The following is a 25,591-nucleotide window of genomic DNA, read 5'->3' on the forward strand; positions in this document are numbered from 1 at the left end:
CCCCCGGAGGCACCCCAGATGACCACTTCAGACTCCCGCAGAAGCCGCCTCGACGCCCTCCCGGCCCACCTCCGCGCGCAGATGGAGAAGCGCCTGGCGGGCAAGGCAGGCGCGCCCGCCAAGGTGGAGACGATCCCGCCCGCTCCCCGCGACGGCGCGCTACCGCTGTCCTCGGCGCAGCAGCGCCTGTGGTTCCTCAGCGAGTTCAACCCGGGCGGCAACGACTACAACTCCGGCACCGCCCTGCGCTTCACCGGTGACCTCGACACCGCGGCCCTGATCGCGGGCGTGCAAGCGCTTGCGGCGCGGCACGAATCGCTGCGCAGCACGTTCAGCGAGGTCGACGGCCGCCCGGTGCAGGTCGTCCACGACTCGGTCGACGTCCCGATCGCGGTCCTCGACTGCGCCGCGGAAGCGCTCGCGGACACCCTGCAAGCCGAGTTCTCCCAACCGTTCGACCTGCGCCAAGGGCCGCTGCTGCGCGCCGTGCTGCTCCGGTTGAGCGACCACGAACACGTCCTGCTGCTGACCGTGCACCACATCGCCGTCGACGGTTGGTCGCTCGGCGTGCTCACCGAGGAACTGGCCGAGCTCTACGCCGGGCGCGACCTGCCCGCCCCGACCCTGCACTACGCCGACTTCGCCGTCTGGCAGCAGGGCAGGCTCACCGGCCCGTCGATGGACAAGCACCTGGAGTACTGGCGCGAGGCGCTGGCCGGGACCGAGCCGATCGACCTGCCCACCGACCGCCCGCGCCCGCCGGTTCGGACCCCGGCGGGCGCGGCGCGCCACGTCACGGTGCCCGCCGCGCTCGCCGCTCGGCTCACCAACCTGGCCCGCGCCAACGACACCACGCTGTTCACCACCCTCATGGCGGCCTGCAAGCTGCTCGTCGCCCGCTACGGCGGTGTCGACGACGTCGCGCTCGGCACCGTCACCGCCGGGCGCGGCCGGGCCGAGCTGAGCCGGGTCATCGGGTTCTTCGTCAACACCGTGGTGCTCCGCTCCACTGTGGACCAGCGGACCTCGTTCATCGAGTTCCTGCGCGTGGTCAACGGCACCGCCCTCGACGCGTTCAGCCACGACGAGGTGCCTTTCGACCGGCTGGTCGAGGCCGTCGGCGCGCCGCGCGACCCGAGCCGCAACCCGCTGTTCGACGTCTTGGTGATGCTGCAGAACGCGTCGAAGGGCCTCCCGGAGTTCCCCGGCCTCACCGTGGAGGAGGTCGACCTGCGCCGGTGGGCGGCGAACTTCGACCTCAGCGTCGAGTTCAGCGAGCTCAGCGGCACCGGCGAGCTGGACTGCGTGCTGGAGTACAGCACCGACCTGTTCGACGCCGAGACCATCGACCGCCTCGCCGGGCACCTGCTGACCCTGCTCGACGCGATCGCGGCCGCCCCCGACCGCCCGATGGCCGAGCTGCCCTGGCTGACCGGCACCGAGCTGCGCGCCGTCACGGAGGGGTGGAACGACACGACCCTGCCCGTCGAGGCGGCCACCTTCCCGGCGGTCTTCGAGGAGCAGACCCGCCGCACCCCGGACGCCACCGCGCTGGTGTTCGCGGGCGAGTCGCTGACCTACGCCGAGCTGAACTCCCGCGCGAACCGAGTCGCGCACCACCTGATCGGCCAAGGCGTCGGTCGGGAACAGGTGGTCGCCGTCTCGCTGCCGCGCTCGGTCGCCGCCGTGGTCGCGCAGCTCGCGGTGTTCAAGGCGGGCGCGGTCTACCTGCCGGTCGACCCGTCGCTGCCCGCTGAGCGCCGCGCCCACCTGGTCGAGGACTCCGGCGCGGTCCTGGTCCTCGACGGGGACCTGCCGTTGACCGACCCCGATCACAACCCCGACACAGGGCTGCGGCCGGACAACACCGCGTACGTCATCTACACCTCCGGTTCCACCGGCAAACCCAAGGGCGTCGCCGTCGAGCACCGGGCCCTGGTGAACCTGCTGCGCAGCCACCTGGCCGACTTCGCGGGCGGCGACCGGATGCGGGTCGCCCTGTCGGCCGTGTTCTCCTTCGACACCTCGTTGGAGGGCCCGGTCCTGATGGCGGGCGGCCACGAGCTGCACCTGCTCGGCGACGACGTGCGCCTGGACCCCGACGCGCTGGTCGACTACGTGGTCGCGCACCGGATCGACTTCCTCGACCTCACCCCGTCGTACCTGCGCAAGCTGCTGCCCGCCGGGCTCCTCGCGCACCCCGAGCACCGGCCCGCCGTGCTGATGCTCGGCGGCGAGGCCCTCGGCGACGACCTGTGGCGCGAGCTGGCCGCACTGCCGGACACCGCCGTGCACAACTTCTACGGCCCCACCGAGACGACCGTCGACGCACTGTCCACTGTGGTCGACGGGGATCGGCCGACGATCGGTCGCCCGCTGCGCAACCTCAAGGCTTACGTCCTCGACGCCGACCTGCGGCCGCTGCCCGTCGGCGTCCCGGGGGAGCTGCACATCGCAGGCGCGCAGCTCGCGCGCGGCTACCTGCACCGCCCCGGCCTGACGGCCGACCGGTTCCTCCCCGACCCGTTCGGCGCGCCGGGTGCCCGCATGTACCGCACCGGCGACCTGGCCAGGTGGACCACCGAGGGCACCGTCGAGTACCTGGGCCGCACCGACGACCAGGTGAAGATCCGCGGCTTCCGCATCGAGCCGGGCGAGATCGAGGCCGCGTTGCTGGCCCGCCCCGGCGTCCGGGAGGCCGCCGTGGTCGCCCGCGAGGACGGCGGCCACCGCAGGCTCGTCGCCTACCTCGTTGCCGACCGCGTCGAGGCCGCCGAACTGCGTGCGGGGCTCAAGGAGACCCTGCCCGATTACATGGTGCCCGCCGCGTTCGTCCAGCTCGACCGGCTTCCCATGACCCGCAACGGCAAGCTCGACAAGAAGGCGCTGCCCGCGCCGGAGTTCAGCGCCGCCGCCGAGGCCGAGTTCGTCGCCCCGCGCACGGAGACCGAACAGCTGCTGGCCCAGCTGTGGGCCGATGCCCTTGGCGCGGAACGGGTCGGGGTCACCGACAACTTCTTCGCCCTCGGCGGCGACTCGATCCTCAGCATCCAGATCGTCTCCCGGGCCCGCCAGGCCGGTCTGCGGCTGACCTCGCGCGATGTGTTCGTCAACCAGACGATCGCCGAACTCGCGCTGGTCGTCACCGCGGAGACCGCGCCGACCGAGCGGGCCGCGCCCGAGGGGCCCGCGCCGCTGACACCGATCCAACGGTGGTTCTTCGACACCCACGGCGCGCGGGACCATTTCACGATGTCCGTGCTGTTCGACCTCGCCGAGGACACCGACCTCGGCGCGCTGGAAGGCGCGCTGCGGGCCGTCGTCGCCCACCACGCCGCGCTGCGCGGCCGGTTCCGCCAGGTCGACGGCCAGTGGCGGCAGGAACCCGCCGACGTCGAGGTCACCCTCGCCCGCGGCGGCGGCATCGAGGCCGCCCGCGCCGAGATCGACCTCGCCGACGGGCCGCTGCTGCGCGCCCTGCTGCTCGACGACGGCAGGCTGTTCCTCACCGTCCACCACCTCGTGATGGACGGCGTCTCCTGGCGGATCCTGCTCGACGACCTGGTCACCGCCTACACCCGGCTGCGCGACCAGCGCCCCGTCGAGCTGCCCCCGGTCGGCACCACCTACGCCGACTGGGCCCACCGGCTCGGTGACCTCGTCGCCGGTGGCGGCTTCGACCCCGCGCTCGAGCACTGGACCTCGGTGCCCGACCCCGCCCCGCTGCCGGTCGACCGGACCGGCAGCAACACCGCGGGGAGCACCGCCTCGGTCACCGTGCGGCTCGATCCCGCCACGACCGACGCGGTGCTGCGCGCGGTCCCCGAGCGCTACCGCACCCGGGTCAACGACGTGCTGCTCAGCGCCCTCGGCCGGGTCCTGGCCCGGTGGACGGGCGATGACACGGCCATGATCACCCTGGAGGGCCACGGCCGCGAGGACGTCGTCGACGGCGCCGACCTGACCCGCACCGTCGGCTGGTTCACCACGCAGTTCCCGGTCGCGCTGGACGTGCCGGGCGCCGACTGGGGCTCGGTGCTCAAGTCGGTCAAGGAGCGGCTGCGCGCGGTCCCGCACAACGGGCTGAGCTACGAGGCGCTGCGCTACCTCACCCCGGACAGCCCGCTCGCCGGTCGGCCGTTGCCGCAGATCGGGTTCAACTACCACGGCCGCTTCGACACCGATGACGCCGCTGGTCTGCTCAGCGGTCGCCACGAGGCCGGACCCGAGGTCGACCCGGCGGCGGAGCGCGACTTCGTGCTGGAGGTCATCGGGCTGGTCGAGTCCGACGAGCTCGTGCTCACCTGGGAGTACTCGACCGCGCTGCACCACGAGGCGACCGTGCGCAGGCTCGCCGACGCGATGCTGGCCGCTCTGCGCGAGATCGCCAAGCACTGCACCGCACCGGGTTCCGGTGGCCGCACCCCGTCGGACTTCCCGCTCGCCCGGCTCACCCAGTCCCAAGTGGACCGACTGGTGGGCGGTGGCGGCGGGGCGGTCTTCGACGATGCGGTCGAGGACATCTACCCGCTGACCCCGCTGCAGTCCGGCATGGTCTTCCACAGCCTCGTCGACCCGGACGGCGGCGCCTACGTCGACCAGGTCCGCCTCGTCCTCGACGGGGTCACCGACCCGGCCGCCCTGGTGGCCGCGTTCCAGGCCGTCATCGACCGGACCCCGGTGCTGCGCACGGCCGTGGTCTGGGAGGACGTCGCCGAGCCGGTGCAGGTGGTGCGCCGCTCGGTCCGGCTCGACGCCGACATCCGCGACTGGCGGGACCTGTCCGAGCGCGACCGCGACAAGGCCATGGGGCACCTGCTCGCCGAGGACCGCGCCCGGCCGTTCACCCTCGACACCGCGCCGCTGCTGCGCGTGGCCGCCCTGCGGGTCGCCGACGACCGGGTCGTGCTGGTGTGGTCGTCGCACCACGTGCTGCTCGACGGGTGGAGCACCGCGCAGGTCTTCGGGGAGGTCGTCGAGCGCTACACCGACCTGGTCGAGCACCGGTCGCCCTCGGCGCCCGCGCGCAGGCCGTTCCGCGACTACCTGCGCTGGATGTCCGAGCAGGACAGCGCGGCCGCCGACGCGCACTGGGCCGGGGTGCTCGGTGGGTTCGCCGACCCGGTCGCCGTGCCGTGGGACCACGCGCCCGCGCAGGCGCACCGCACCGAGTCGAGCGCGTCGGTCAAGGCCGACCTCGACCGCGCCGGGTCCGAGCGGCTGCGGCTCGCCGCCCAGCGCGCCGGGCTGACCGTCAACACCGTCGTGCAGGGCGCCTGGGCGCTGCTGCTGGCCAGGTGGGCGGGCACCACCGACATCGTGTTCGGCACCACCGTGTCCGGCCGCCCGCCCGAGTTGGCCGGGGTGGAGTCGATGGTCGGCATGTTCATCAACACCGTCCCGACCCGCGTGCTCGCCGACCCGGCCCGGCCCGCCGGGGCGTGGCTGCGCGAGATCCAGGCCGGGCAGAGCGAGTCCCGCAGCTTCGACTACCTCGCCCTGCCGCGGATCCAGGCGCACAGCGCCGTTTCGCCGGGCGCCGCTCTCTTCGACAGCGTCGTGGTGTTCGAGAACTACCCCTTCGAGGACGCTTCTCGCGAGGACGGCCTGCGGGTCGCCGAGGTCACCGCGATCGACACGACCAACCTGCCGCTGACGCTGGCCGCGCACGTCGACGACCGGGTCCACCTCGACCTCGGCTACGACCCGGCGCTGCTGGACCGCGCCACCGCCGAGCGGGTCGCCGGGTGGTTGCGCACGCTGGTGACCGAGCTGGTCGAGGACCAGGACCGGCCCATCGGCGCGCTGCCCTGGGTGTCCACAGAGGACCGGGCCCGGGTGCTCACCGGGTTCAACGACACCGACCACCCGCTGCCCTTCGAGCCCCTCACCGAGGTGTTCGAGCGGCGGGCCGCCCGCACCCCGGACGCGACCGCGCTGGTGTTCGACGGTCGTGCGCTGACCTTCGCCGAGGTCGAGGCCGCCGCGAACCGGTTGGCGCACAAGCTGATCGCCGACGGCGCGGGTCGGGAGAGCGTGGTCGCGCTGACGATGCCCCGCTCAGCCGACACCGTGATCTCGATCCTCGCCGTCGGCAAGGCGGGCGCGGCGTTCCTGCCGGTCGACCCGACCCTGCCCGCCGAGCGCATCGCCTACCTGCTCGACGACGCCAAGCCGGTGCTGGTGCTCGACGGCACCACCGACACCGCCGGGTTCCCGGACACCAGCCCGGGCAGGCGGATCCACGCCGAGCAGACCGCGTACGTCATCTACACCTCCGGCTCCACCGGCCGCCCCAAGGGCGTGGTCATCAGCCAGGGCAACCTGTCCGCGCTGCACCAAGACCACCGCGTCGACATCACCGGCGTCGACCGCACCCGGTTCGCGCTAACCGCGACCTTCTCGTTCGACACCTCGCTCGAGGGCCTGCTGTTCCTCGTGGACGGTCACGAGGTCCACGTGATCAGCGAGGACCTGCGGATCGACCCCGCCGCTTTCGTCGAGTACGTCAGCGCCAACGGCATCGAGTACGTCGACCTCACCCCCACCCACGCCGCGCACCTCGCGGCGGCCGGGCTGCTCGACAGCGGGCTGAAGGTCCTCATGCTCGGCGGCGAAGCCCTGCCCGAGAAGCTGTGGCGCGACGCGCAGGCCAAGGGCCTGCGGGTGGTCAACTACTACGGCCCCACCGAGACCACAGTGGACGCGACGGTCTGCTTCTCCGGCGACGCCGAGCGACCGCTCATCGGTCGACCGCTGCGCAACACCCAGGCCTACGTGCTCGACGAGAACCTCGACCCGCTGCCGCCCGGTGTTCCCGGTGAGCTCTACCTCGCCGGTGTCCAGGTGGCCCGCGGCTACCTCGACCGCCCCGGCCTGACCGCCGCCCGGTTCATCGCCGACCCGTACGGCCCGGCGGGAACCCGCCTGTACCGCACCGGCGACCGCGTCCGGTGGACCGAGCACGGCCTGCTGGACTACCTCGGCCGCGCCGACGACCAGGTCAAGATCCGCGGCTTCCGCATCGAGCCGGGCGAGATCGCCGCCGTGCTGCGGGAACAGGCTGGCGTGAGCGACGCCGCCGTGGTCCCGTTCACCGACGCGACCGGTACCCGCCTGGTCGCCTACGTCGTGGGCGAGCCCGTCGGCGACCTGCGCGCCGAGTTGGCCCGCGAATTGCCCGACTACATGGTTCCTGCCGCCGTGATGGCGTTGCCGGTGCTCCCGGTCAACTCCAGCGGCAAGCTCGACCGCCGCGCCCTGCCCGCCCCGGAGTTCACCGCCTCGGCCACGCACGTCGAGCCGCGCACCGAGGCCGAGCGGGTCGTGGCCGCTGCCTGGGCCGAGGTGCTCGGGGTGCCGAAGGTCGGTGCGCAGGACAACTTCTTCGCGCTCGGCGGCGACTCGATCCTCAGCATCCAGGTCGTGTCCCGGCTGCGCACCGCGTTCGGCACCCAGATCTCCCCGCGCGCTGTGTTCGACCACCCCACGGTCGCGGCCCTGGCCCGCGCGGTGCCGGGCGAGCGGACCGACGCGATCCCGGTCATCGACCACAGTGGACCGGTTCCGCAATCGTTTGCGCAGCGTCGGTTGTGGTTCCTGGACCAGTTCGAGCCCGGCGACACCGAGTACGTCAGCCCGACCGCGCTGCGGCTCACCGGCCCGCTCGACGAGACCGCCCTCACCTCGGCGCTCACCGCGCTCATCGCCCGGCACGAGTCGCTGCGCACCACCTTCGACGAGGTCGACGGCGAGGCCGTGCAGATCGTGCACGAGCCGTACCCGGCCGAGCTGACCCTGCTCGACGGCGACGCCGAGCAGGTCGTCGCCGACGAGAGCGCGCGACCGTTCGACCTGCGGCAGGGCCCACTGCTGCGCACCGCGCTGGTGCGCGAGTCGGCCACGTCGCACGTGCTCGTGCTGACCCTGCACCACATCATCACCGACGGCTGGTCCACCGCCGTCCTCACCGAGGACCTCGCCGCGCTCTACCGCGCCGAGCTGTCCGGTGTGGACGCCGACCTGCCCGAGCTCCCCGTCCGCTACACCGACTTCACCGCGTGGCAGCGCGACCAGGGCATCGACCTGGACTTCTGGAAGGCCGCCCTCGCCGGGGTCGAGCCGCTGGAGCTGCCGACCGACCGCCCCCGCCCCGCCGTGCGGACCACCGCGGGCGCCAAGCACGAGTTCACCCTGCCCGCGGCGACCCTCGACGCGCTGCGCGAGCTGGGCCGACGGGTCGACGGCACCCTGTTCACCACCCTGCTCGCCGCCTGCCAGGTGCTGTTCGCCCGCTACAGCGGCCAGTCCGACATCGCCATCGGCACCGTGGCCTCCGGTCGCGAGCGGGCCGAGGTCGAGCGGGTCGTCGGGTTCTTCGTCAACACCGTGGTGCTGCGCTCCACAGTGGACCTGCGGGCCCCGTTCACCGACGTGCTCGCCGGGGCGCGGGCCACCGCGCTGGAGGCCTTCGCCCACCAGGACGTCCCGTTCGAGCGGGTCGTCGACGCGGTGGCGCCCGAGCGCGACACCAGCCGCAGCCCGCTGTTCGACGTCATGGTGCTGCTGCAGAACACCCCCGACGAGGTCCCGGTCATCCCGGGGCTGACCGTCACCGAGGTCGACATCCCGGTCACCACCTCCACCAACGACCTCACCCTGGAGTTCCAGGAGTCGACCGGCGGCCTGCGCGGCGCGGTCGAGTTCAACCCGGACCTGTTCGACGCCACCACCGTCGAACGGCTCGTCGAGCACCTGTCCGCCCTGCTCACCGCCATCGCGACCGACCCGGCCAGCGCGGCGGCCGACATCGACCTGCGGCACGCGACCGAACGCGAGCGGATCGAGTCGTGGCAGGGATCCCGCACGGATGATTTCCGGTCAATCCTGGGTCTGATTTCAGACTCTGCGACGCGCGCGCCAGATGCGGCGGCCGTGGTGTTCGGTGCGGATCGGCGCACATTCGCCCAGGTCAACGCCACCGCGAACCAGCTGGCGCGGCACCTCGTCGACAACGGCGCCGGTCCGGAGCGGCTCGTGGCGCTGGCCTTGCCCCGCTCGGCCGACGTGGTCGTCGCGATCCTGGCCGTGCTCAAGTCCGGTGCCGCCTACCTGCCGATCGACACGACCCTGCCCCGCGAGCGGATCGATTTCCTGCTCGCCGACGCCGCCCCCACCGTCGTGCTCGACACCTGGCCGGACCTGACCGGCCGGGATGATTCCGACCTCGGGATCGACCCGCACCCGCGCTCGGCGGCCTACGTCATCCACACCTCCGGGTCGACCGGCACCCCCAAGGGCGTCGTCGTCGACCACGGCAACCTGGCCGCGCTCGCCGCTCACCAGCGCGCCGAGCTGATCGACCCGCTCGGCCCCGGGCTCGACTACGGCCAGACCTCGGTGTTCTCCTTCGACACCGCCGTCGAGGGGCTGCTGTTCCTCGCCGCGGGCCACACCCTGCACGTCCTCGACGACGACACCCGGCTCGACCCGCACGCCCTGGTCGACTACGCCACGGCCAACCTCGACGTGCTGGACGTGACCCCGGCGCACGCCCGCCGCCTGGTCGAGGCGGGCCTGCTCGACGCCGGTCTGCGCGCGCTGACCCTCGGCGGCGAGGCCATCGACCCGGCGCTGTGGCGGGAGCTGGCCGCCGCGGACCTGCTCGCGGTCAACCTCTACGGCCCCACCGAGGTCACCGTGGACGCCACCTGGGCCACGATCACCGGCGACCGCGCCACCATCGGCAGGCCGCTGTCCACCACCCGCGCGCACGTGCTCGACGAGGACCTGCGTGAACAGCCGATCGGCGTGCCCGGCGAGCTGTTCCTGGCAGGCCCGCAGGTCAGCCGCGGCTACCTCGGTCGCCCCGGCCTGACCGCGGACCGGTTCACCGCCGACCCGTTCGGCGCGCCGGGCACCCGCATGTACCGCACCGGCGACCGGGCGCGTTGGCTCGCCGACGGCACGCTCGAGTTCCTCGGCCGCGCCGACGACCAGGTCAAGATCCGCGGCCACCGCGTCGAGCCCGGCGAGGTCACCGCGGCCCTGCTGCGCCACGACGCGGTGCGCGACGCGGCCGTCGTGGCCCGCCCGCACGGCGGCCACCTGCGGTTGGTCGGCTACCTGGTCAGCGACGCCGCCGACTCTGCCGACGCCGACTTCGCGGCCTTCCTGCGGCAGACCCTGCCGGACTACATGGTGCCGTCGGCGTTCGTGCGGCTCGACCGGCTCCCGGTCACCCACAACGGCAAGCTCGACCACCGCGCGCTCCCGGAGCCCACCGCGGTCCCGACCAGCCACGTGCCGCCGCGGCCGGGTACCGAGACCACGCTCGCCGAGATCTGGGCCGATGTCCTCGGTCTGCCCGAGGTGGGGGCGTCGGACAACTTCTTCGCCCTCGGCGGTGACTCGATCCTGAGCATGCAGGTCGTGTCCCGGGCCAGGGCAGCGGGCCTGGCGATCACCTCCAAGGACGTGTTCGTCCGGCAGACCGTCGCGGAGCTGGCCACGGTCGCCACGGAGTCCACTGTGGTCAGCGCGGAGCCGGTGATCACCGGACCCGCCCCGCTGACCCCGATCCAGCACTGGTTCTTCGCCACCCACGCGCCCGAGCAGCGCGACCACTTCACGATGGCCATGTCCTTCGCGCTGGCGCCGGAGGTGGACCACGACAAGCTGCTCGCCGCGGTCGAGCGGGTCGTGCGCCACCACGCCGCGCTGCGCACCCGGTTCGTCGAGACCAGCACCGGTTGGGTCCAGGAGCCGACCGACGCCGAGATCGCCGACGAGATCACCATCGGCACCGGCCAGGTGGTCCGCGCGGTCATCGCGGACGGCCACCTGCACCTGCGGGTGCACCACCTGGTGATCGACGCCGTTTCCTGGCGCGTCGTGCTCGCCGACCTGGAACGCGCCTACCGCGGCGAGTTCCTGTCCCCGGCCGTCCCGTTCGGACACTGGGCGCACCGGCTCGCCGACTTCACCCTCGGCGGCGGTTTCGACGCCGACCTCCCGCACTGGCAGGCGATTCCGGTGACCCCGCAGCTCCCGGTCGACGGGACCGGCGACCCCGACGTGGCGGCCGGGTTCAGCGTCTCCCTGGACGCCCCGGCGACGGACGCGTTGCTGCACCAGGTGCCGGACACCTACCGCACCCAGGTCAACGACGTCCTGCTTGCCGCACTGGCCCGCGCCGTCACCGACTGGACCGGGCAGCCGCACGCCCTGGTGACCCTGGAGGGCCACGGCCGCGAGGAGATCATCGACGGCCTCGACACCGGCGGCACCGTCGGCTGGTTCACCAGCCAGTTCCCGGTGGCGCTGCCCGTTGCCGACGAGTGGTCGGCGACCCTGAAGTCCGTAAAGGAGGCCCTGCGCGCGATCCCGCACAAGGGCTTGGGCTACGAGGCGCTCCGCTACATCAAGGGCAGCCTCGACCACACGCCCGAGCCGCAGATCGCGTTCAACTACCTCGGCCGTTGGGACGCGGGCGACGAGTCCGGTTCGATCCTGCGCGAGCAGGTCGCCGAACCCGCTGCCACCGGGCCCGTGATGCCGCGCAGCCACCTGATCGAGGTCACCGCCGCGGTCACCGACGGTGTGCTGACCCTGGACTGGGACTACGCGCCCGGCGTGCACCACGAGACGACGGTTCGCGCGGTTGCCGAGCGGGTGGTGGCCGCGCTGCGCGAGATCGTCGCGCACTGCGCCGAGCCCGGCACCGGCGGCCGCACCCCGTCGGACTTCCCGCTCGCCCGCCTCACCCAGTCCGAAGTGGACGCACTGGTCGGCGACGGCTCCGACGTGGCCGACATCTACCCGCTGACCCCGCTGCAGGCCGGGATGCTGTTCCACGGCCTGCTCGACGCCGACTCCTACGTCAACCGCACCCAGGTCCGGCTGCGCGGCGTGACCGATGTCCGGCGGCTGGGACAGGCGTGGCACGAGGTCGCCGACCAGAACCCGGTGCTGCGCAGCAGTGTCGTCTGGCAGGGCGTCGCGGAGCCCGTGCAGGTCGTGCACCAGCGCTCCCGGGTCGCGGTCGAGTACGGGCCCGCCACCGAGACCGGCCTCGACCTGGCCACCGGGCCGCTGACCCGGGTGGTCCTCGACGAGGTCGAGCCGGGCGTGGTCGACCTGCTGTGGGTCTCGCACCACCTGCTGCTCGACGGGTGGAGCACCGCGCAGGTGTTCGCCGACGTCCTCGCCCGCTACGCCGGGGCGACCCCGCCCGCGCGCAGGCCGTTCCGCGACTACCTCGCGTGGCTGGCCGAGCAGGACGTGGCCGCCGCCGAGCGGCACTGGCGGGCCGTGCTCGACGGCGTCGAGGGCCCGACACCGCTGCCGTACGACCGGCCGCCGGTCGACGCCCACCGCGCCCGGTCGGGCTCCCACGTCCGCGCCGCGTTCCCGGTCGGTGACGTCGGCGCGCACGGGCTGACCCTGAACACCGTCGTGCAGGGCGCTTGGGCGTTGCTGCTGGCGCGCTACAGCGGTGAGCGCGAGGTCGTGTTCGGCACCACCGTGTCCGGCCGGCCTGCCGACCTGCCCGGGGTCGAGGACATGGTCGGCATGTTCATCAACACCGTCCCCAGCCGCGTGCTGGTCGAGGGCCGCGGCAGTGCCCTGACCTGGCTGCGCGGGCTGCAGGCGGGCCAGGCCGAGTCGCGCCGCTTCGACTACGTGTCGCTGGCCCAGGCGCAGGCCTGGAGCGGGGTCGGCTCGCTGTTCGACAGCGTCGTCGCGTTCGAGAACTTCCCCGACGGCGCCGAGACCGACGGCGCGCCGGACGTGGAGACCGTGGACGGCGAGGAGGCGACCACCCTCGGCCTCAGCCTGTCCGCGCACCTCGACGGCGACCGGCTGCGGCTGGAACTGGGCTACGACCCGGCGCTGTTCGACGACACCACCGCCCAGACCCTGGTCGACCGCTTGGTGGCCTTGGTCGACGCGCTGTCCCGTGAGCCGTCGCGGGACCTGGCGGACCTGCCGTGGTTGACCTCGGCCGAGCGGGAACTGGTTGTCGGCAAGTGGAACGACACCGCGGCGGCGGTTGAGCCGGTCGCTTTTCCCAGCCTGCTCGCGGGCGTGTCCGGTGTGGCGGTGGAGCAGGACGGTGTCCAGCTCACCTATGCCGAGCTGGACGCCGCCGCCAACCGGGTCGCCAACCTGCTGCGCTCGCTGGGCGCCGGGCCGGAGCGGATCGTGGCGCTACGGCTGCCCCGCTCCACCGACCTGGTGGTGGCGCAGCTGGCCGTGCTCAAGTCCGGTGCCGCGTACCTGCCGGTCGACCCGAACTACCCGGCCGAGCGGATCGCGTTCATGCTCGAGGACGCCCAACCGGTGATCACCCTCGACCGGCTGCCCGAGGCCAGCGGGTTCCCCGACACCGCGCCCGAGGTGGACATCGCGGTCGACGCACCCGCGTACGTGATCTACACGTCCGGGTCGACCGGGCGCCCCAAGGGCGTCGTGGTGACCCACCGCGGGCTGGCGAACTTCGCCACCGCCGAGATCGACCGGTTCGACGTGCGCGCCGGTGACCGGGTGCTGGCGTTCTCCTCGCCGAGCTTCGACGCGTCGGTGCTGGAGCTGTGCATGGCGCTGCCCGCCGGGGCGACGCTGGTGGTGCCGCCCGCCGGGCCGCTGGTGGGGGAGCCGCTGGGGACCGCGCTGCGGGACTTGCGGATCACCCACACGCTGATCCCGCCGGTCGCGCTGGCGACCGTGCCGGAGGTGGAGCTGCCGGACCTGCGGACGCTGATCGTCGGCGGGGACGCGACCTCAGCGGACCTGGTCCGGCGGTGGGCGCCGCGCACGGCGCTGATCAACGCGTACGGGCCCACCGAGGTCACCGTGGTCGCCACCTGGACCGCGCCGCTGTCACCCGGCGCGGGCGCACCGCCGATCGGGCGGCCGTTGCCGAACACCCGCGTGTACGTGCTCGACGAGGACCTCCGTCCGGTGCCGCCCGGTGTTCCCAGTGAGCTGTACGTGGCCGGGGTCGGGTTGGCTCGCGGGTACCTGGGTCGGCCGGGTCTGACGGCGTCGCGCTTCGTGGCGAATCCGTTTGGTGGCGGCCGGATGTACCGCACCGGCGATGTCGTGCGGTGGACCGCCGACGGCGAGCTGGTGTTCGTCGGCCGGGCGGACGACCAGGTGAAGGTGCGCGGGTTCCGGATCGAGCTCGGCGAGATCGAGTCGGTCATCGGGGCACGACCTGAGGTGTCCGCGGTGGCCGTGGTGGTCCGCGAGGACGAGCCCGGCGTGAAGCGGCTGGTCGCCTATGTCGTCGGCTCGACCGGCGGACTCCGCGACGCTCTGCTGACCGCGCTGCCCGAGCACATGGTCCCGGCCGCGTTCGTCGAGCTGGCCGCGCTTCCGCTGACCGCGAACGGGAAGCTGGACCGGCGAGCGCTGCCCACTCCCGAGTGGACGGACGCGGCCGGGTTCGTGCCGCCGCGCACCGACGCCGAGCGGGTTGTCGCCGCCGCCTGGGGTGACGTGCTCGGGATCGCCCGAGTTGGCGCCACGGACAACTTCTTCGCGCTCGGCGGCGACTCGATCCTCAGCATCCGGGTCGTGGCCCGTCTGCGCGACGCACTCGGAACCGATGTGTCGCCCCGAGTCCTGTTCGACAACCCGACTGTGGAGTCGCTGGCGGGTGCGCTCGGTGGGGCACCTGCGGCGGAGTCGATCCCAGCTCTGGCCGATGGCGCCGACTCGCCGCTGTCGTTCGCCCAGCAGCGGCTGTGGTTCCTGCAGGAGTTCGACCCGGGCAGCACCGAGTACGTCACGCCGCTCGCGGTGCGACTGCGCGGATCGCTGGACCTGGGTGCCCTGGGCGCGGCGCTGACCGCCCTTGCCGCGCGGCACGAGTCGCTGCGGACCACCTTCCACGGGGTCGACGGGCACGGCACGCAGGTCGTGCACCCGCCGACCGACATCGCGCTCCCGGTGGTGGACATCGCCGAGGACGGGCTCACCGGCGCGCTCGACCGGGTGGCGACGGAGCCGTTCGACCTGGCCGCGGGTCCCCTGGTGCGGCCGGTCGTCTTCCGGGTCGGCGCCGAGGACCACGTGCTCGCGCTGACCATGCACCACATCGTCACCGACGGCTGGTCGGCCGGTGTGCTCATGGCCGACCTCGCCGAGCTCTACCGCGCGGAGGTCGACGGCGACGAGCCGGACCTGCCCGAACTCCCGGTGCGCTACCGCGACTTCGCCGCCTGGCAGCGCGGCCGCACCGAGGTGCTGGCGACGCAGCTGGAGCACTGGAAGTCCGCGCTGGCCGGGGTTCCCGCACTCGAACTGCCGACCGACCGGCCGCGCCCCGCCGTGCACACCACCTCCGGCGCGCAGGTGCCGTTCGCGGTGCCCGCCGCGGTCGCCGACCGGTTGCGCGAGGTGGCGCGGGCGCAGGACGCCACGCTGTTCGTGGTGCTGGTGGCCGCGACCCAGACGCTGCTGCACCGGTTCACCGGGCAGGACGACATCGCGGTCGGCACGGTCGCCGCCGGTCGCGACCACCCGGACCTGCACAACCTGGTCGGCTTCTTCGTCAACACGCTGGTCCTGCGCTCCACTGTGGACTCGGCGGAGCCGTTCAGCGGGTTCGTCGGCCGGGTGCGCTCGACCGTGCTCGACGCGTTCGCCAACCAGGACGTGCCCTTCGAGCGGGTCGTGGACGCGGTGGCGCCCGAGCGCGACACCAGCCGCACGCCGCTGTTCCAGGCGATGGTCGTGCTGCAGAACGCCGTCGGCCGCGCCTCCGGCCTGCCCGGGGTCGAGGCGTCGGACGTCGGCTTCCCGGTGGTGACCGCCGCCTACGACGTCACCGTCGAGTTCCACGAGGCCGAGGACGGCGGGCTGCACGCGACGCTGGACTACAACACCGACCTGTTCGACGACGCCACCGCCCGCAGGCTCGTCGCCGGGTTGGACGCGCTCCTCGCGGCGGCCAGCGCCCACCCGGGCGCCCCGGTCGGCACCCTGCCGGTGTTGACGGCCGCGGAGCGAGAGCGGGTGCTGACCACCTGGAACGACACCGTTGTCCTCACCGAGCCGCGGACGCTGCCCGCCATGGTGCGCCGCCAGGCCGCGGTGCGACCGGACGCACCGGCGATCATCAGCGGGGACGCGGTGATCAGCTGGGGTGAGCTGGACGCGCGCACCGACCGGGTCGCGCGGGCGCTGGTCGCCGGGGGAGCCGGACCGGAGCAGGTCGTGGCCGTCCGGTTGGGGCGGTCCGCCGAGCTGATCGTCGCCGAGCTGGCGGCGACCAAGGCGGGTGCCGCGTTCTTGCCAATCGACCCCGACTACCCGGCCGACCGGATCGCGTACATGCTCGACGACGCCAAGCCGGTGCTCGTCCTCGACGGCGAACTCCCGGAGTCCGACTCCGGCTCGCTCGTGGAACCCGGCCTGGCCAACCCGGCGTACGTGATCTACACGTCCGGGTCCACCGGGCGGCCCAAGGGCGTCGTGGTCACCCACTTCGGCCTGGCGAGCTTCGCGGCCGCCGAGGTCCGCCGGTTCGACGTGCGCCCGGATGACCGGGTGCTGGCGTTCTCCTCACCCAGCTTCGACGCGTCGGTGCTGGAGCTGTGCATGGCCCTCGGTGGCGGCGCGGCGATCGTGGTGCCGCCGCCCGGACCGCTGCTGGGTGAGCAGCTCGGCACCGTCCTGGCCGAGCAGCGCATCTCGCACACGCTGATCCCGCCGGTCGCGCTGGCGACCGTCCCGGACATCGACCTGCCGGACCTGCGCACCCTGGTCGTCGGCGGCGACGCCTGCTCGGCCGAGCTGGTGGCCCGCTGGGCCCCCGGCCGCTCGATGATCAACGCCTACGGGCCGACCGAGTCCACTGTGGTCGCGACGTGGAGCGCACCGCTGGTGCCCGGCGGGGTCCCGCCGATCGGGCGACCGATCGAGAACACCCGCGCGTACGTGCTGGACGCGGACTTGTCGCCGGTTCCGGTTGGTGTTCCCGGTGAGTTGTACGTTGCCGGTGCCGGGCTGGCTCGTGGGTACCTAGGGCGGCCGGGGTTGACGGCGTCGCGGTTCGTGGCGAACCCGTTCGATGGTGGCCGCATGTACCGCACCGGCGATGTTGTGCGGTGGACCGCCGACGGTGAGCTGGTGTTCGTCGGCCGCGCCGATGACCAGGTGAAGGTGCGCGGGTTCCGCATCGAACTCGGCGAGGTCGAGTCGGCCCTGCGCGCCCACCCCTCGGTGGTCGACGCGGCAGCCGCCGTGCACACCGACCCCGCGGGCCACAAGCGCCTGGTCGGCTACGTCGCCGGACCGTCCCTGCCGGACAGCGCCGCGCTGCGCGAGTTCCTCGCCGAGACCCAGCCCGACCACCTGATCCCCACCGCGTTCGTCACCCTCGACGCGCTGCCGGTGTCCCCCAACGGAAAGGTCGACCGCAAGGCCCTCCCCGCCCCCGACCTCACCACCAGCACCACCGTCTACGTCGAACCCACCACCCCCGTGGAGCAGGCCCTCGCGAAGGTCTGGGCCGACGTTCTCGGCATGGACCGCGTGGGCCTGGCCGACAACTTCTTCGCCCTAGGTGGTGACTCGATCCTGAGCATCCAGGTCGCGGCCCGTGCCCGGCAGGCCGGTCTCAAGGTCGCCACCAAGGACCTCTTCCTCCACCAGACGATCGCCGACCTGGCGCCCGTCGTGACCTTTGTGGACACCGTGGTCGACCGCGCCCCGGTGACCGGTCCGGTCGAGCTGACCCCCATCCAGCGCTGGTTCCTCTCCGCGCCGCGCGCCGCACACCACCACTTCAACCAGGCCCACTACGTCGAACTGACCGCCGCCCCGGACGTCGCGGCTCTCCGCTCCGCGCTCGCCGCTCTGATGTCGCACCACGACGCCCTCCGCCTGCGCTACGCCGCCGACGCGGACGGCTGGCGCCAATGGAACGCCGAGGTGTCCGACGAGTCCATCTTGGACATCGTGTCGGTCGCTTCCGAGGCCGAGGCGGAGGAATTCGCTGACACCGTTCACGCGAGCTTCAACCTGGAGACCGGCCCGCTGCTGCGCGCCGTGCTCCTGCGCTTCCCTGACCGCCACCGCCTCCTACTCGTAGCCCACCACCTGGTCGTCGACGGCGTGTCGTGGCGAATCCTCCTGGACGACCTCGACACGGCGTACCACCAGGCCCTGCGCGGTGACATCGACCTGGGCGCGAAGACCACCTCCTTCCAGGACTGGTCGAGCAAACTGTCCTCCTTCGTCCACTCCGGTGGCCTGGACGAGGAGCTCCCGTACTGGGAGTCCATTTCCTGCGACGTATCCCTCCCGGTGGACCGCCCAGCTGGGGCCGCGTCGATGGACGCGATCTCGGTATCGCTGGACGCTTCAGTGACCGACGCACTATTGCGCGGGGCACCGACCGCCTATCGAACCCGGATCAACGACGTCCTGCTGGCCGCACTGGCCTGGTCGCTGGGTCGGTGGACCGGTCGATCGCGGGTTGGGGTGCACTTGGAGGGACACGGCCGCGAAGACGTCCTGTCCGATGTGGACCTCTCGCGCACGGTCGGCTGGTTCACGACGATGTTCCCGGTGGTGCTGGACGTGCCCGAGGGCAGCTGGCGAACCGTGGTGAAGGACGTCCGCAAGCAACTGCGGAAGCTGCCGGGGAACGGTTTCGGGTACAGCGCACTGCGGTACCTGGGCTCGCTGAACTCCGACGTGTCGCCTTCGGTGTCGTTCAACTACCTGGGACAGTTCGACTCCCGTGCTGCCGCGGCCGACGAGAGCCTGTTCGGGGAGACGTTGGGGGCTATTGGTGCGGATCACGATCCGGCCGATCGGACGGGGCACCTGGTGGACATCGTGGGGGAAACCTCGGACGGACAGATGACGTTCGTGTGGTACTTCGCGGCAGACCAGTTCGAGCGGGCGACAGTGGAGGCGGCGGCGCGCGAGTTCGAGTCGGCGCTGATCGCGATCGCGCAGGACTGCGCCCGATGAGAACACTGATCGCCGAGCCGCCGGCTGAACTGGCTGCTGCCGAGTTGGCTGCTGTCGAGTTGGCTGCTACCGGGCTGGCTGCTGTCGAGTTATCCACAAGGGCTTTGGTTGCCCACAGGGAGTTTGTGCTGAGACTGTTTTGTCGGTGTTCCTCGGTAGGCTGTATATCGGGGGCTCTTGGCGCGGATGATCTTGTGGGCGGTGGGTTGTCCACAACCTCTGCGGCTATCCACAGGGCCTTGCTTGCTGCTGCCGGTTTGTCGGTGCTGCGCGGTAGGCTGTGTATTTGGGGGCTTTCGATCAGGTTGATCTTGGCGTCAGCCGTTGCTGGGAGTGCGGGGCAAGGGATTTGGGCCTCCGCCTTCGGCTCCGGGGGTCGGCCTCGTCGCCTGGCGGCGAGCTCGGCGACCCGGGATCGGACGCCTCGTCGCCTGGCGGCGACATCGGGCCCGATCCGCGACAATGCGGAAAGCTCGATGGGGCGAACTTGTTTTGCGCGGGGCCCTTACGACACCCGTGGCAGAACCGCAAAGCAGGGGCCCAAAAGCAGGCCCTGCCGCGTGAACAACGCTACGGGTGCCGTCCCCCCACACAAAACAAGTCCGCCCCATCGAGCAGGCTTGGCACCAGCGAGTCCGACTGTCCAGGTGCTGGGTTGGCAGGGCCAACGAGGGCGGGCTGGGTTGGCACCGCTGGGTCCGAGTGTCCAGGTGCTGAGTAGGTGGGCTGAGGCCGGACCTGACGGGAGCTGGGCTGGCACCAGCGAGCCCGAGGAGCGCGGGGCTGGGTTGGCAGGGCTGACTCGGGTGGGCTGGCCCAACGCCGGTGGCGGCCGGTGGTCATCTGGGGGGTCGAGCCGGCGGAACCGGTCTGGCGCTGCGACCTTCGGGAGGTGCAGGATCGGTACGGCTGAGGCGACGCCGCTGCTTGTCGATTCGGTGGCTCGGACAGTGGTGCGATCGGGCTCGAACCGGGTACTTGGACAGGGTGGGGGTGCGGCATGACCGTTGAGCGCGAGGTTGACCAGGCGGTAGTGCCGCTCTCCCGCAACCGCAACTACACCCTGCTTTGGGTGGGCCAAGCATGCGCCGAGGTCGGCTTCAGCGCCTCGATGATTGCTTTCCCCCTCTTGGTCCTAGCCCTCACCGGATCCGCCGCAGCCTCCGGCTTAGTCCTCGCAGCCGACGCGGTTGCGCAGTTGGCAGTCGGGCTCCCCGCAGGCGCACTCGTAGACCGCTGGGATCGCCGGAAGGTGATGCTGGCCTGCGAAGCCGGGAACGTCCTGGCGTTGGCTTCCCTAGTGGTTGCCATCATCGCCGGGGTGGCGACTATTCCGCACATGGTCGCTGTGGCCGTAGTACTCGGTGTGTGCCGGGCGTTGTTCGAGCCAGCCGAAGATGCCAGCCTGCCGTCGCTGGTCCCCGAGGAGCAGTTGGCGACAGCGGTGTCGATGAATGCGGCGCGGTCGTCGATTGGGCAGATGGCGGGCAATGCCCTGGGTGGGGTGTTGTTCGCGATCGGGCGGTGGGTGCCGTTCCTGGTGGACCTCGTCACCCACTTCATCTCCCTCGTCGCGATCTCCTTCATCCGGCTGCCCCGTCGCAAGACGGTGCCCGTTGAGAACACGCACCTCGGTCGGGAGATCCTGGCGGGCATGCGGTGGGTGTTGGCGCACCGCGAGGTCAGGGTGACGGCCGTGTGCGCGTTGGCGTTGAACCTGTTCTTCAGCGCGTACTACCTCGTCGTCATCGTGCTCGCTGAGCGGGCGGGGGTTTCCTCGGCCGAGATCGGGATCATGGCGGCCATGCTCGGCGTCGGTGGGATCCTCGGGTCCCTCGTCGCGCCTTACCTGCACCGGGTGCTCTCGCCGTACGTCTCCATCGCGGGGGTGTTCTGGGCGTTGAGCCTTTTGGCCCCGTTGGCCGTGTTCATCGACAGCGGCCTGCTGCTCGGGGCCTTGTTCGCCGGGATGGCGCTGTTCGCGCCGACCGCGAACACCACCATCACCACCCACCAACTCCTGCTCACCCCCGACGCGTTGCGCGGGCGGATGAGCGGGGTGATGAGCGTTGTCGTCGGCGGGGCGGCGGCGTTGGGGCCCGCGCTGGGCGGGGTGCTCGTCGAGTTCGTGTCGCCCGACACCGCGGTTCTGGTGGCGGCGGCGGGAATGGTGGTGGTGACCCTGCTCGTGACAGTCAACCCGACGCTGCGTCGGTATCCAGGGAACAGAGAGGAAGCACAGTGAGGGACGACATCGCCTACCAGGTCCTGGTGAACGACGAGGACCAGTACTCCCTGTGGCCCGCCCACCGCGACATCCCCGCGGGCTGGCGCGCCGAGGGCACCACCGGCACCAAGGACGAGTGCTCGGCCCACGTCGACCGGGTGTGGACCGACATGCGGCCGCGCTCCCTGCGCGAGGCCATGGACCAGGTCTGACCCCGGCACCTGGCGGCGGCACCGGCCGCCGCCAGGGGTCAGCTCGACCCGCGCACCACCAGTTCCGTGGGGAGCACGATCGACTGCGGCAGGTCCTGCTCCCCGGCCAGGTGCGCCGCCAACCGCCACGCCGCCGTCGCACCGAGGTCCTCCGGGGACTGCCGGACGGTCGTGAGCGCCGGGGTGCACACCCGGGCGAGGCCCGAGTCGTCGAAGCCCACCACCGACACCTCCTCGGGTACCGTTGTCCCCACCGACCGCAGGTAGCGCAACGCGCCGATCGCGATCGCGTCTGACGCGCAGAACACCCCGTCCACTTCCGGCGCCGACGCCAGCAGCCCCGCCATCGCCGCGGCGCCCGCCTCGGCCGTCATCGCGCACCGCAGCACCGCCGCGGGGGGCTGACCCAGCGCGCGGCGCACCCCGGCCACCCGGTCCACGCACGCCGCCACGTCGGCGGGACCGGCCAGCACCCCCACCCGCCGCCGCCCGCGCGCGACCAGGTGCCTGCCCGCCAGCACGCCGCCGCCCAGGTTGTCGGAATCCACATAGGACATACCGGTGCCCAGCGGTCTGCCGACGAGCACGACCGGGATCGGCAGCCGACCGGGGAGCGGGTCGTGGCCGTTGAGGCTCAGCACGATCGCACCATCCACATCGGACACCTCGAACGGGTTCATCGCGACCACCACCCGCCGTCCGGCCAGGCCCGAGGTGATCCCGCGCAGCACCCCGGCCAGGAACTCGCCGTCGAAGCAGCGGTCGGGGTCCTCCGAGACCACCACCGCCACCGTGTCGGTGCGGGTGCTCGCCAGCGACCGCGCCGCCTGGTTCGGCCGGTACCGCAGCGCGGCCACCGCCGACAGCACCGCCGCGCGGGTCCGCAGGCTCACCCCGGGGGAGCCGTTGAGCACGCGCGACACCGTCGACCGGGACACACCGGCCAGCCGGGCGACCTCTTCCAGGTTCACCCCAGCGCGACCCCGTCGACCGAGCGCCGACCGAGCACGGCGAACACCACGAGTACCGGCACAGTGGCCAGTGTGGCGCCCGCGAGCACGAGCGGGTAGTCCACGTAATGCCCTGACTGCAACCGTTCCAGTGCAAGTTGCACGGTAGGGTGGTCGGCGTCGAGCACCACCAGCGGCCACAGGAAGTCGTTCCAGCTGGCCATGAACGTGAACATCCCCAGCGACGCCAGCGCCGGGCGCACCGCGGGCAGGCAGACGTGCCAGTAGACGCGCGGCAGCGAGCAGCCGTCCACCCTGGCCGCGTCGACCAGTTCGGCCGGTACCGCCGAGACCGTGTACTGCCGCATCCAGAACACCCCAAGCGCGGTGACCAGGTTCGGCACGATCACGGCCTGCGGCCCGCCTGCCCAGCCCAGTTCCGCCATCGCCAGGTACAGCGGGATGACCCCGAGTTGGGTCGGCACCGCCATCGTCGCCACCACGAACGTGAAGAGCCAGTCGCGACCGGGGAAGCGCACCCGCGCAAACGCGAACCCGGCGAGGCTGGCGAACACCACCGTCGACACGGTAACGGTGCCCGCCACGACCACGCTATTGCCCAGCGCGCGCCAGAAGGGCACCGTGTCGAAAACCCGCCGGACGTTGTCCAGGAAGTGCCCGCCCGGGGTGAACGCCGCGGCCGACACCTCGGCCCGGCTGCCGATCAGGAACCCCCAGTAGAACGGGAACAGCGACCCGGCGACGAAGGCGACGAGCAGTCCGTAGACCCACGCCCTCACCGGCCGGTGCCCGCCATCCGCCTGGTCAGCCGGTAGTTCACCCAGGCGAGGCAGCCGACGGCGACCAGCAGGACCCAGGCCACCGCCGAGGCGTAGCCCAGGCGCTGCGTCTCGAACGCCGACTGGTACAGGTAGAGGGTGACCGTCTGGAACTGCCCGGACGCGCCGCCGTTGGCCGAACCGGTTTGCGCGTCGAGCAGCTTGGGTTCGGTGAACACCTGCAGCCCGCCGATGGTCGAGGTCACCACCACGAACAGCAGTGTCGGGCGCAGCATCGGCAGTGTCACGTGCCAGAACCGGCGCAGCCGACCCGCACCGTCCACAGTGGCCGCTTCGTGCAGCGACGGCGGGATGGCCCGCATCGCCGCGAGCACCACGAGCGCGTTGTAGCCGGTCCAGCGCCAGTTCACCATGACCGCGATCGCGACGTGGCTCGCCAGCCGGTTGGCCTGCCAGTCCACGGTGTCCAGCCCCAGCGCGACGAGCAGCTCGTTGACCAACCCGTAGCGCGGCCCGAAGAGGTTGGCGAACACCACCCCCACCGCGACCGCGCTCATCGCCGTCGGCGCCAGCACCGCCACCCGCCACCCGGTGGCCCCCCGCGGCGCCGCGTCCAGCAGCGCCGCGAGGACCACCGCCACCACCAGCTGCGGGCCGGTGGTGAGCAGGAAGATGCTGAGGGTGTTGACCGCCGCGGTCCCCAACCGCTCGTCACCGAGCAGTTCCGCGTAGTTGGCCAGGCCGACGAAGCTGGGCGCGTCGTCGACCAGGCCCCAGGAGAACAGCGAGACGTACCCGGTGTAGAGCAGCGGGAACAGCCCGGTGATGACGAACAGCAGGAAGAACGGCGCGATGAACAGGTACGGCGTGAACCTCACCGGGCGATCTTCTTGGCGCCGTCGACCAGTTGCCGCCACCCCGCTTCCGGGTCGGTGCCCTGCTCCACCGCCCACAGCGCGGGGGTCGCCACGCTCTCCTGGATGCGCCCGTCGCCGGGCCCCTTGTACTGCGGGGCCGACACCTTGCGGGCCTGGGCGGCGAACAGCTCACCGGTCCTGGCGCCGCCGAAGTAGTCGTCGACGGTGCCGATCAACCGCGGCGAGGTGAGCGCGGCGACCTGGCTGGGGAAGTTCCCGGTGCGGGCGAACGCCCTGATCTGCTGCTCCGGGGCGGTCAACCAGGCGGCGAGCGCGGCGGCCTCCCCGGGGTGGGCGCTCTGCTTGGGCACCGCCAAGTACGACCCGCCCCAGTTGCCGCCACCACCGGGGAACGCGTCGGTGACCGCCCACAGACCCGCGTTGCGCGGACCGGCCTGGGCCTTGATCACCCCCAACATCCACGACGGGCAGGTCTTGGTGGCGAACCCGCCCGCGCGGAACCCGGCCTCCCACTCGGCGGAGAACGCGGTCAGCCCGGCGGACTGCCCGCGCGCGCCCGCGGCGGTCACCGCGTCCCAGTTGCGCTTGATCGCCGGGTTCGACGCCACCACCAGGGTGTCGTCGGTGTCGAAGTACCCGGTGGCGAGCTGGTTGTGCATGGCGTTGAAGATCTGCCCGGTCGAGTCGAACCACGGCTTGCCGGTGCGCGCGACGTACTCGTCCCCGGCGGCGAAGTAGGCCTCCCAGGAGGCGAACAGCGGCTTGACCGCCTCGGGCGCGGTCGGCAGCCCCGCCGCGGCGAGCAGGTCCACCCGGTAGCACATGGCGAGCGGCCCGATGTCGGTTCCATAACCGATGAGCGAGCCGTCCTTGGCCTTGGCGGCGGCGTACTTCCAGTCCAGCCACCGGTCGCCGGTCACCTCCCGGGGCCCGATCGCGGCCAGGTCGTGGAAGCGGCGGGCGGCGGCGAGCGCGTCGGCGAGGTGGCCCTCCTCGATCGCGACCACGTCGGCCAGCCCCGACCCTGCCCCCAACCGGGTGAACAACTGCTGGTGGTAGGGGCCTCCTTGACCGGTCCGCTGGTGCCGGACCTTGATCCCGGGGTGGGTCTGCTGGTACTCGATGAGCAGGTCCTCGTAACCGAACTCGGTGAACGTGGCGATGGTCAGTTCCAGCGGGGCACCCGGATCGTGCGCGACGACCCCGGTGCCGCAGGCGGACGGTGTGGTGATGAGGGCGGTTGCGGTGGCGATGGCGAGGGCGCGGACCCTCCACGGTTGACGGCGCACGGGACCCCTCAGCAGTCGAGTCGGGGTTTGGGAGCGCTCCCACTGCGGAGCTGATGATCAGTGTGGCCTGGGTTACACAGCGGTGTCAAGATCCCTGGAAATCCTTCCGCACAAAGGAAAACCGCTGGGAACGCTCCCGACTACGCGGGGTTGGTGCTCTAGACCACTCGTTTACAGTTCGCCCGCCGGAGGTTGCTCGCCGGTCGTCGCGGCACCCACCATGGGCGGGCGGCCCAGGA

Annotated in this window: 7 protein-coding genes; 3 read left to right on the forward strand and 4 right to left on the reverse strand. The window is 72.1% G+C overall.

The genetic code is table 11. The annotated features are described in order from the left end of the window. Window positions 1-18 precede the first annotated feature (18 nt). The 3 genes from LV75_RS01240 to LV75_RS01250 all read left to right on the forward strand — a co-directional run bounded on the left by LV75_RS01240 (window position 19) and on the right by LV75_RS01250 (window position 21,435). Window positions 19-18,996 (forward strand): non-ribosomal peptide synthase/polyketide synthase, encoded by an 18,978-nt coding sequence (locus LV75_RS01240; protein WP_253884683.1) that lies wholly within the window; start codon window positions 19-21, stop codon window positions 18,994-18,996. A 1,000-nt stretch (window positions 18,997-19,996) separates the two neighbouring features. Next, on the forward strand, window positions 19,997-21,241 hold the full coding sequence (locus LV75_RS01245; protein ID WP_253884684.1) for an MFS transporter: 1,245 nt from the start codon (window positions 19,997-19,999) through the stop codon (window positions 21,239-21,241). Further along, complete coding sequence (locus LV75_RS01250; RefSeq protein WP_253884685.1) at window positions 21,238-21,435, forward strand: MbtH family protein; 198 nt, start codon at window positions 21,238-21,240, stop codon at window positions 21,433-21,435. Before LV75_RS01245 ends, LV75_RS01250 begins: the two co-directional genes overlap by 4 nt. Window positions 21,436-21,473: 38 nt before the next feature. On the opposite strand, the gene LV75_RS01255 is transcribed toward LV75_RS01250, so the two are convergent. The 4 genes from LV75_RS01255 to LV75_RS01270 are packed head-to-tail and all read right to left on the reverse strand — an operon-like array spanning window position 21,474 to window position 25,352. Continuing rightward, window positions 21,474-22,406: a LacI family DNA-binding transcriptional regulator gene (locus LV75_RS01255; protein WP_253884686.1), complete on the reverse strand. Its 933-nt coding sequence runs from the start codon at window positions 22,404-22,406 to the stop codon at window positions 21,474-21,476. Then, window positions 22,403-23,185 (reverse strand): carbohydrate ABC transporter permease, encoded by a 783-nt coding sequence (locus LV75_RS01260; RefSeq protein WP_253884687.1) that lies wholly within the window; start codon window positions 23,183-23,185, stop codon window positions 22,403-22,405. Before LV75_RS01260 ends, LV75_RS01255 begins: the two co-directional genes overlap by 4 nt. Further along, on the reverse strand, window positions 23,182-24,102 hold the full coding sequence (locus LV75_RS01265; protein WP_372504116.1) for a carbohydrate ABC transporter permease: 921 nt from the start codon (window positions 24,100-24,102) through the stop codon (window positions 23,182-23,184). The genes LV75_RS01260 and LV75_RS01265 overlap by 4 nt, the downstream gene beginning before the upstream one ends. Further along, a complete protein-coding gene (locus LV75_RS01270; protein ID WP_372504117.1) occupies window positions 24,060-25,352 on the reverse strand; it encodes an extracellular solute-binding protein in 1,293 nt (430 codons plus the stop codon). Before LV75_RS01270 ends, LV75_RS01265 begins: the two co-directional genes overlap by 43 nt. Window positions 25,353-25,591: the final 239 nt, after the last annotated feature.

Origin of the sequence: Actinokineospora diospyrosa (assembly GCF_024171925.1) — a bacterium.
Classification (GTDB): Bacteria; Actinomycetota; Actinomycetes; order Mycobacteriales; family Pseudonocardiaceae; genus Actinokineospora; species Actinokineospora diospyrosa.

Bases quoted from the DNA above. Each gene is read 5' to 3' on its own strand.
- LV75_RS01245 (WP_253884684.1), top strand. From the start codon at position 19,997: ATGACCGTTGAGCGCGAGGTTGACCAGGCGGTAGTGCCGCTCTCCCGC.
- LV75_RS01240 (WP_253884683.1), top strand. From the start codon at position 19: ATGACCACTTCAGACTCCCGCAGAAGCCGCCTCGACGCCCTCCCGGCC.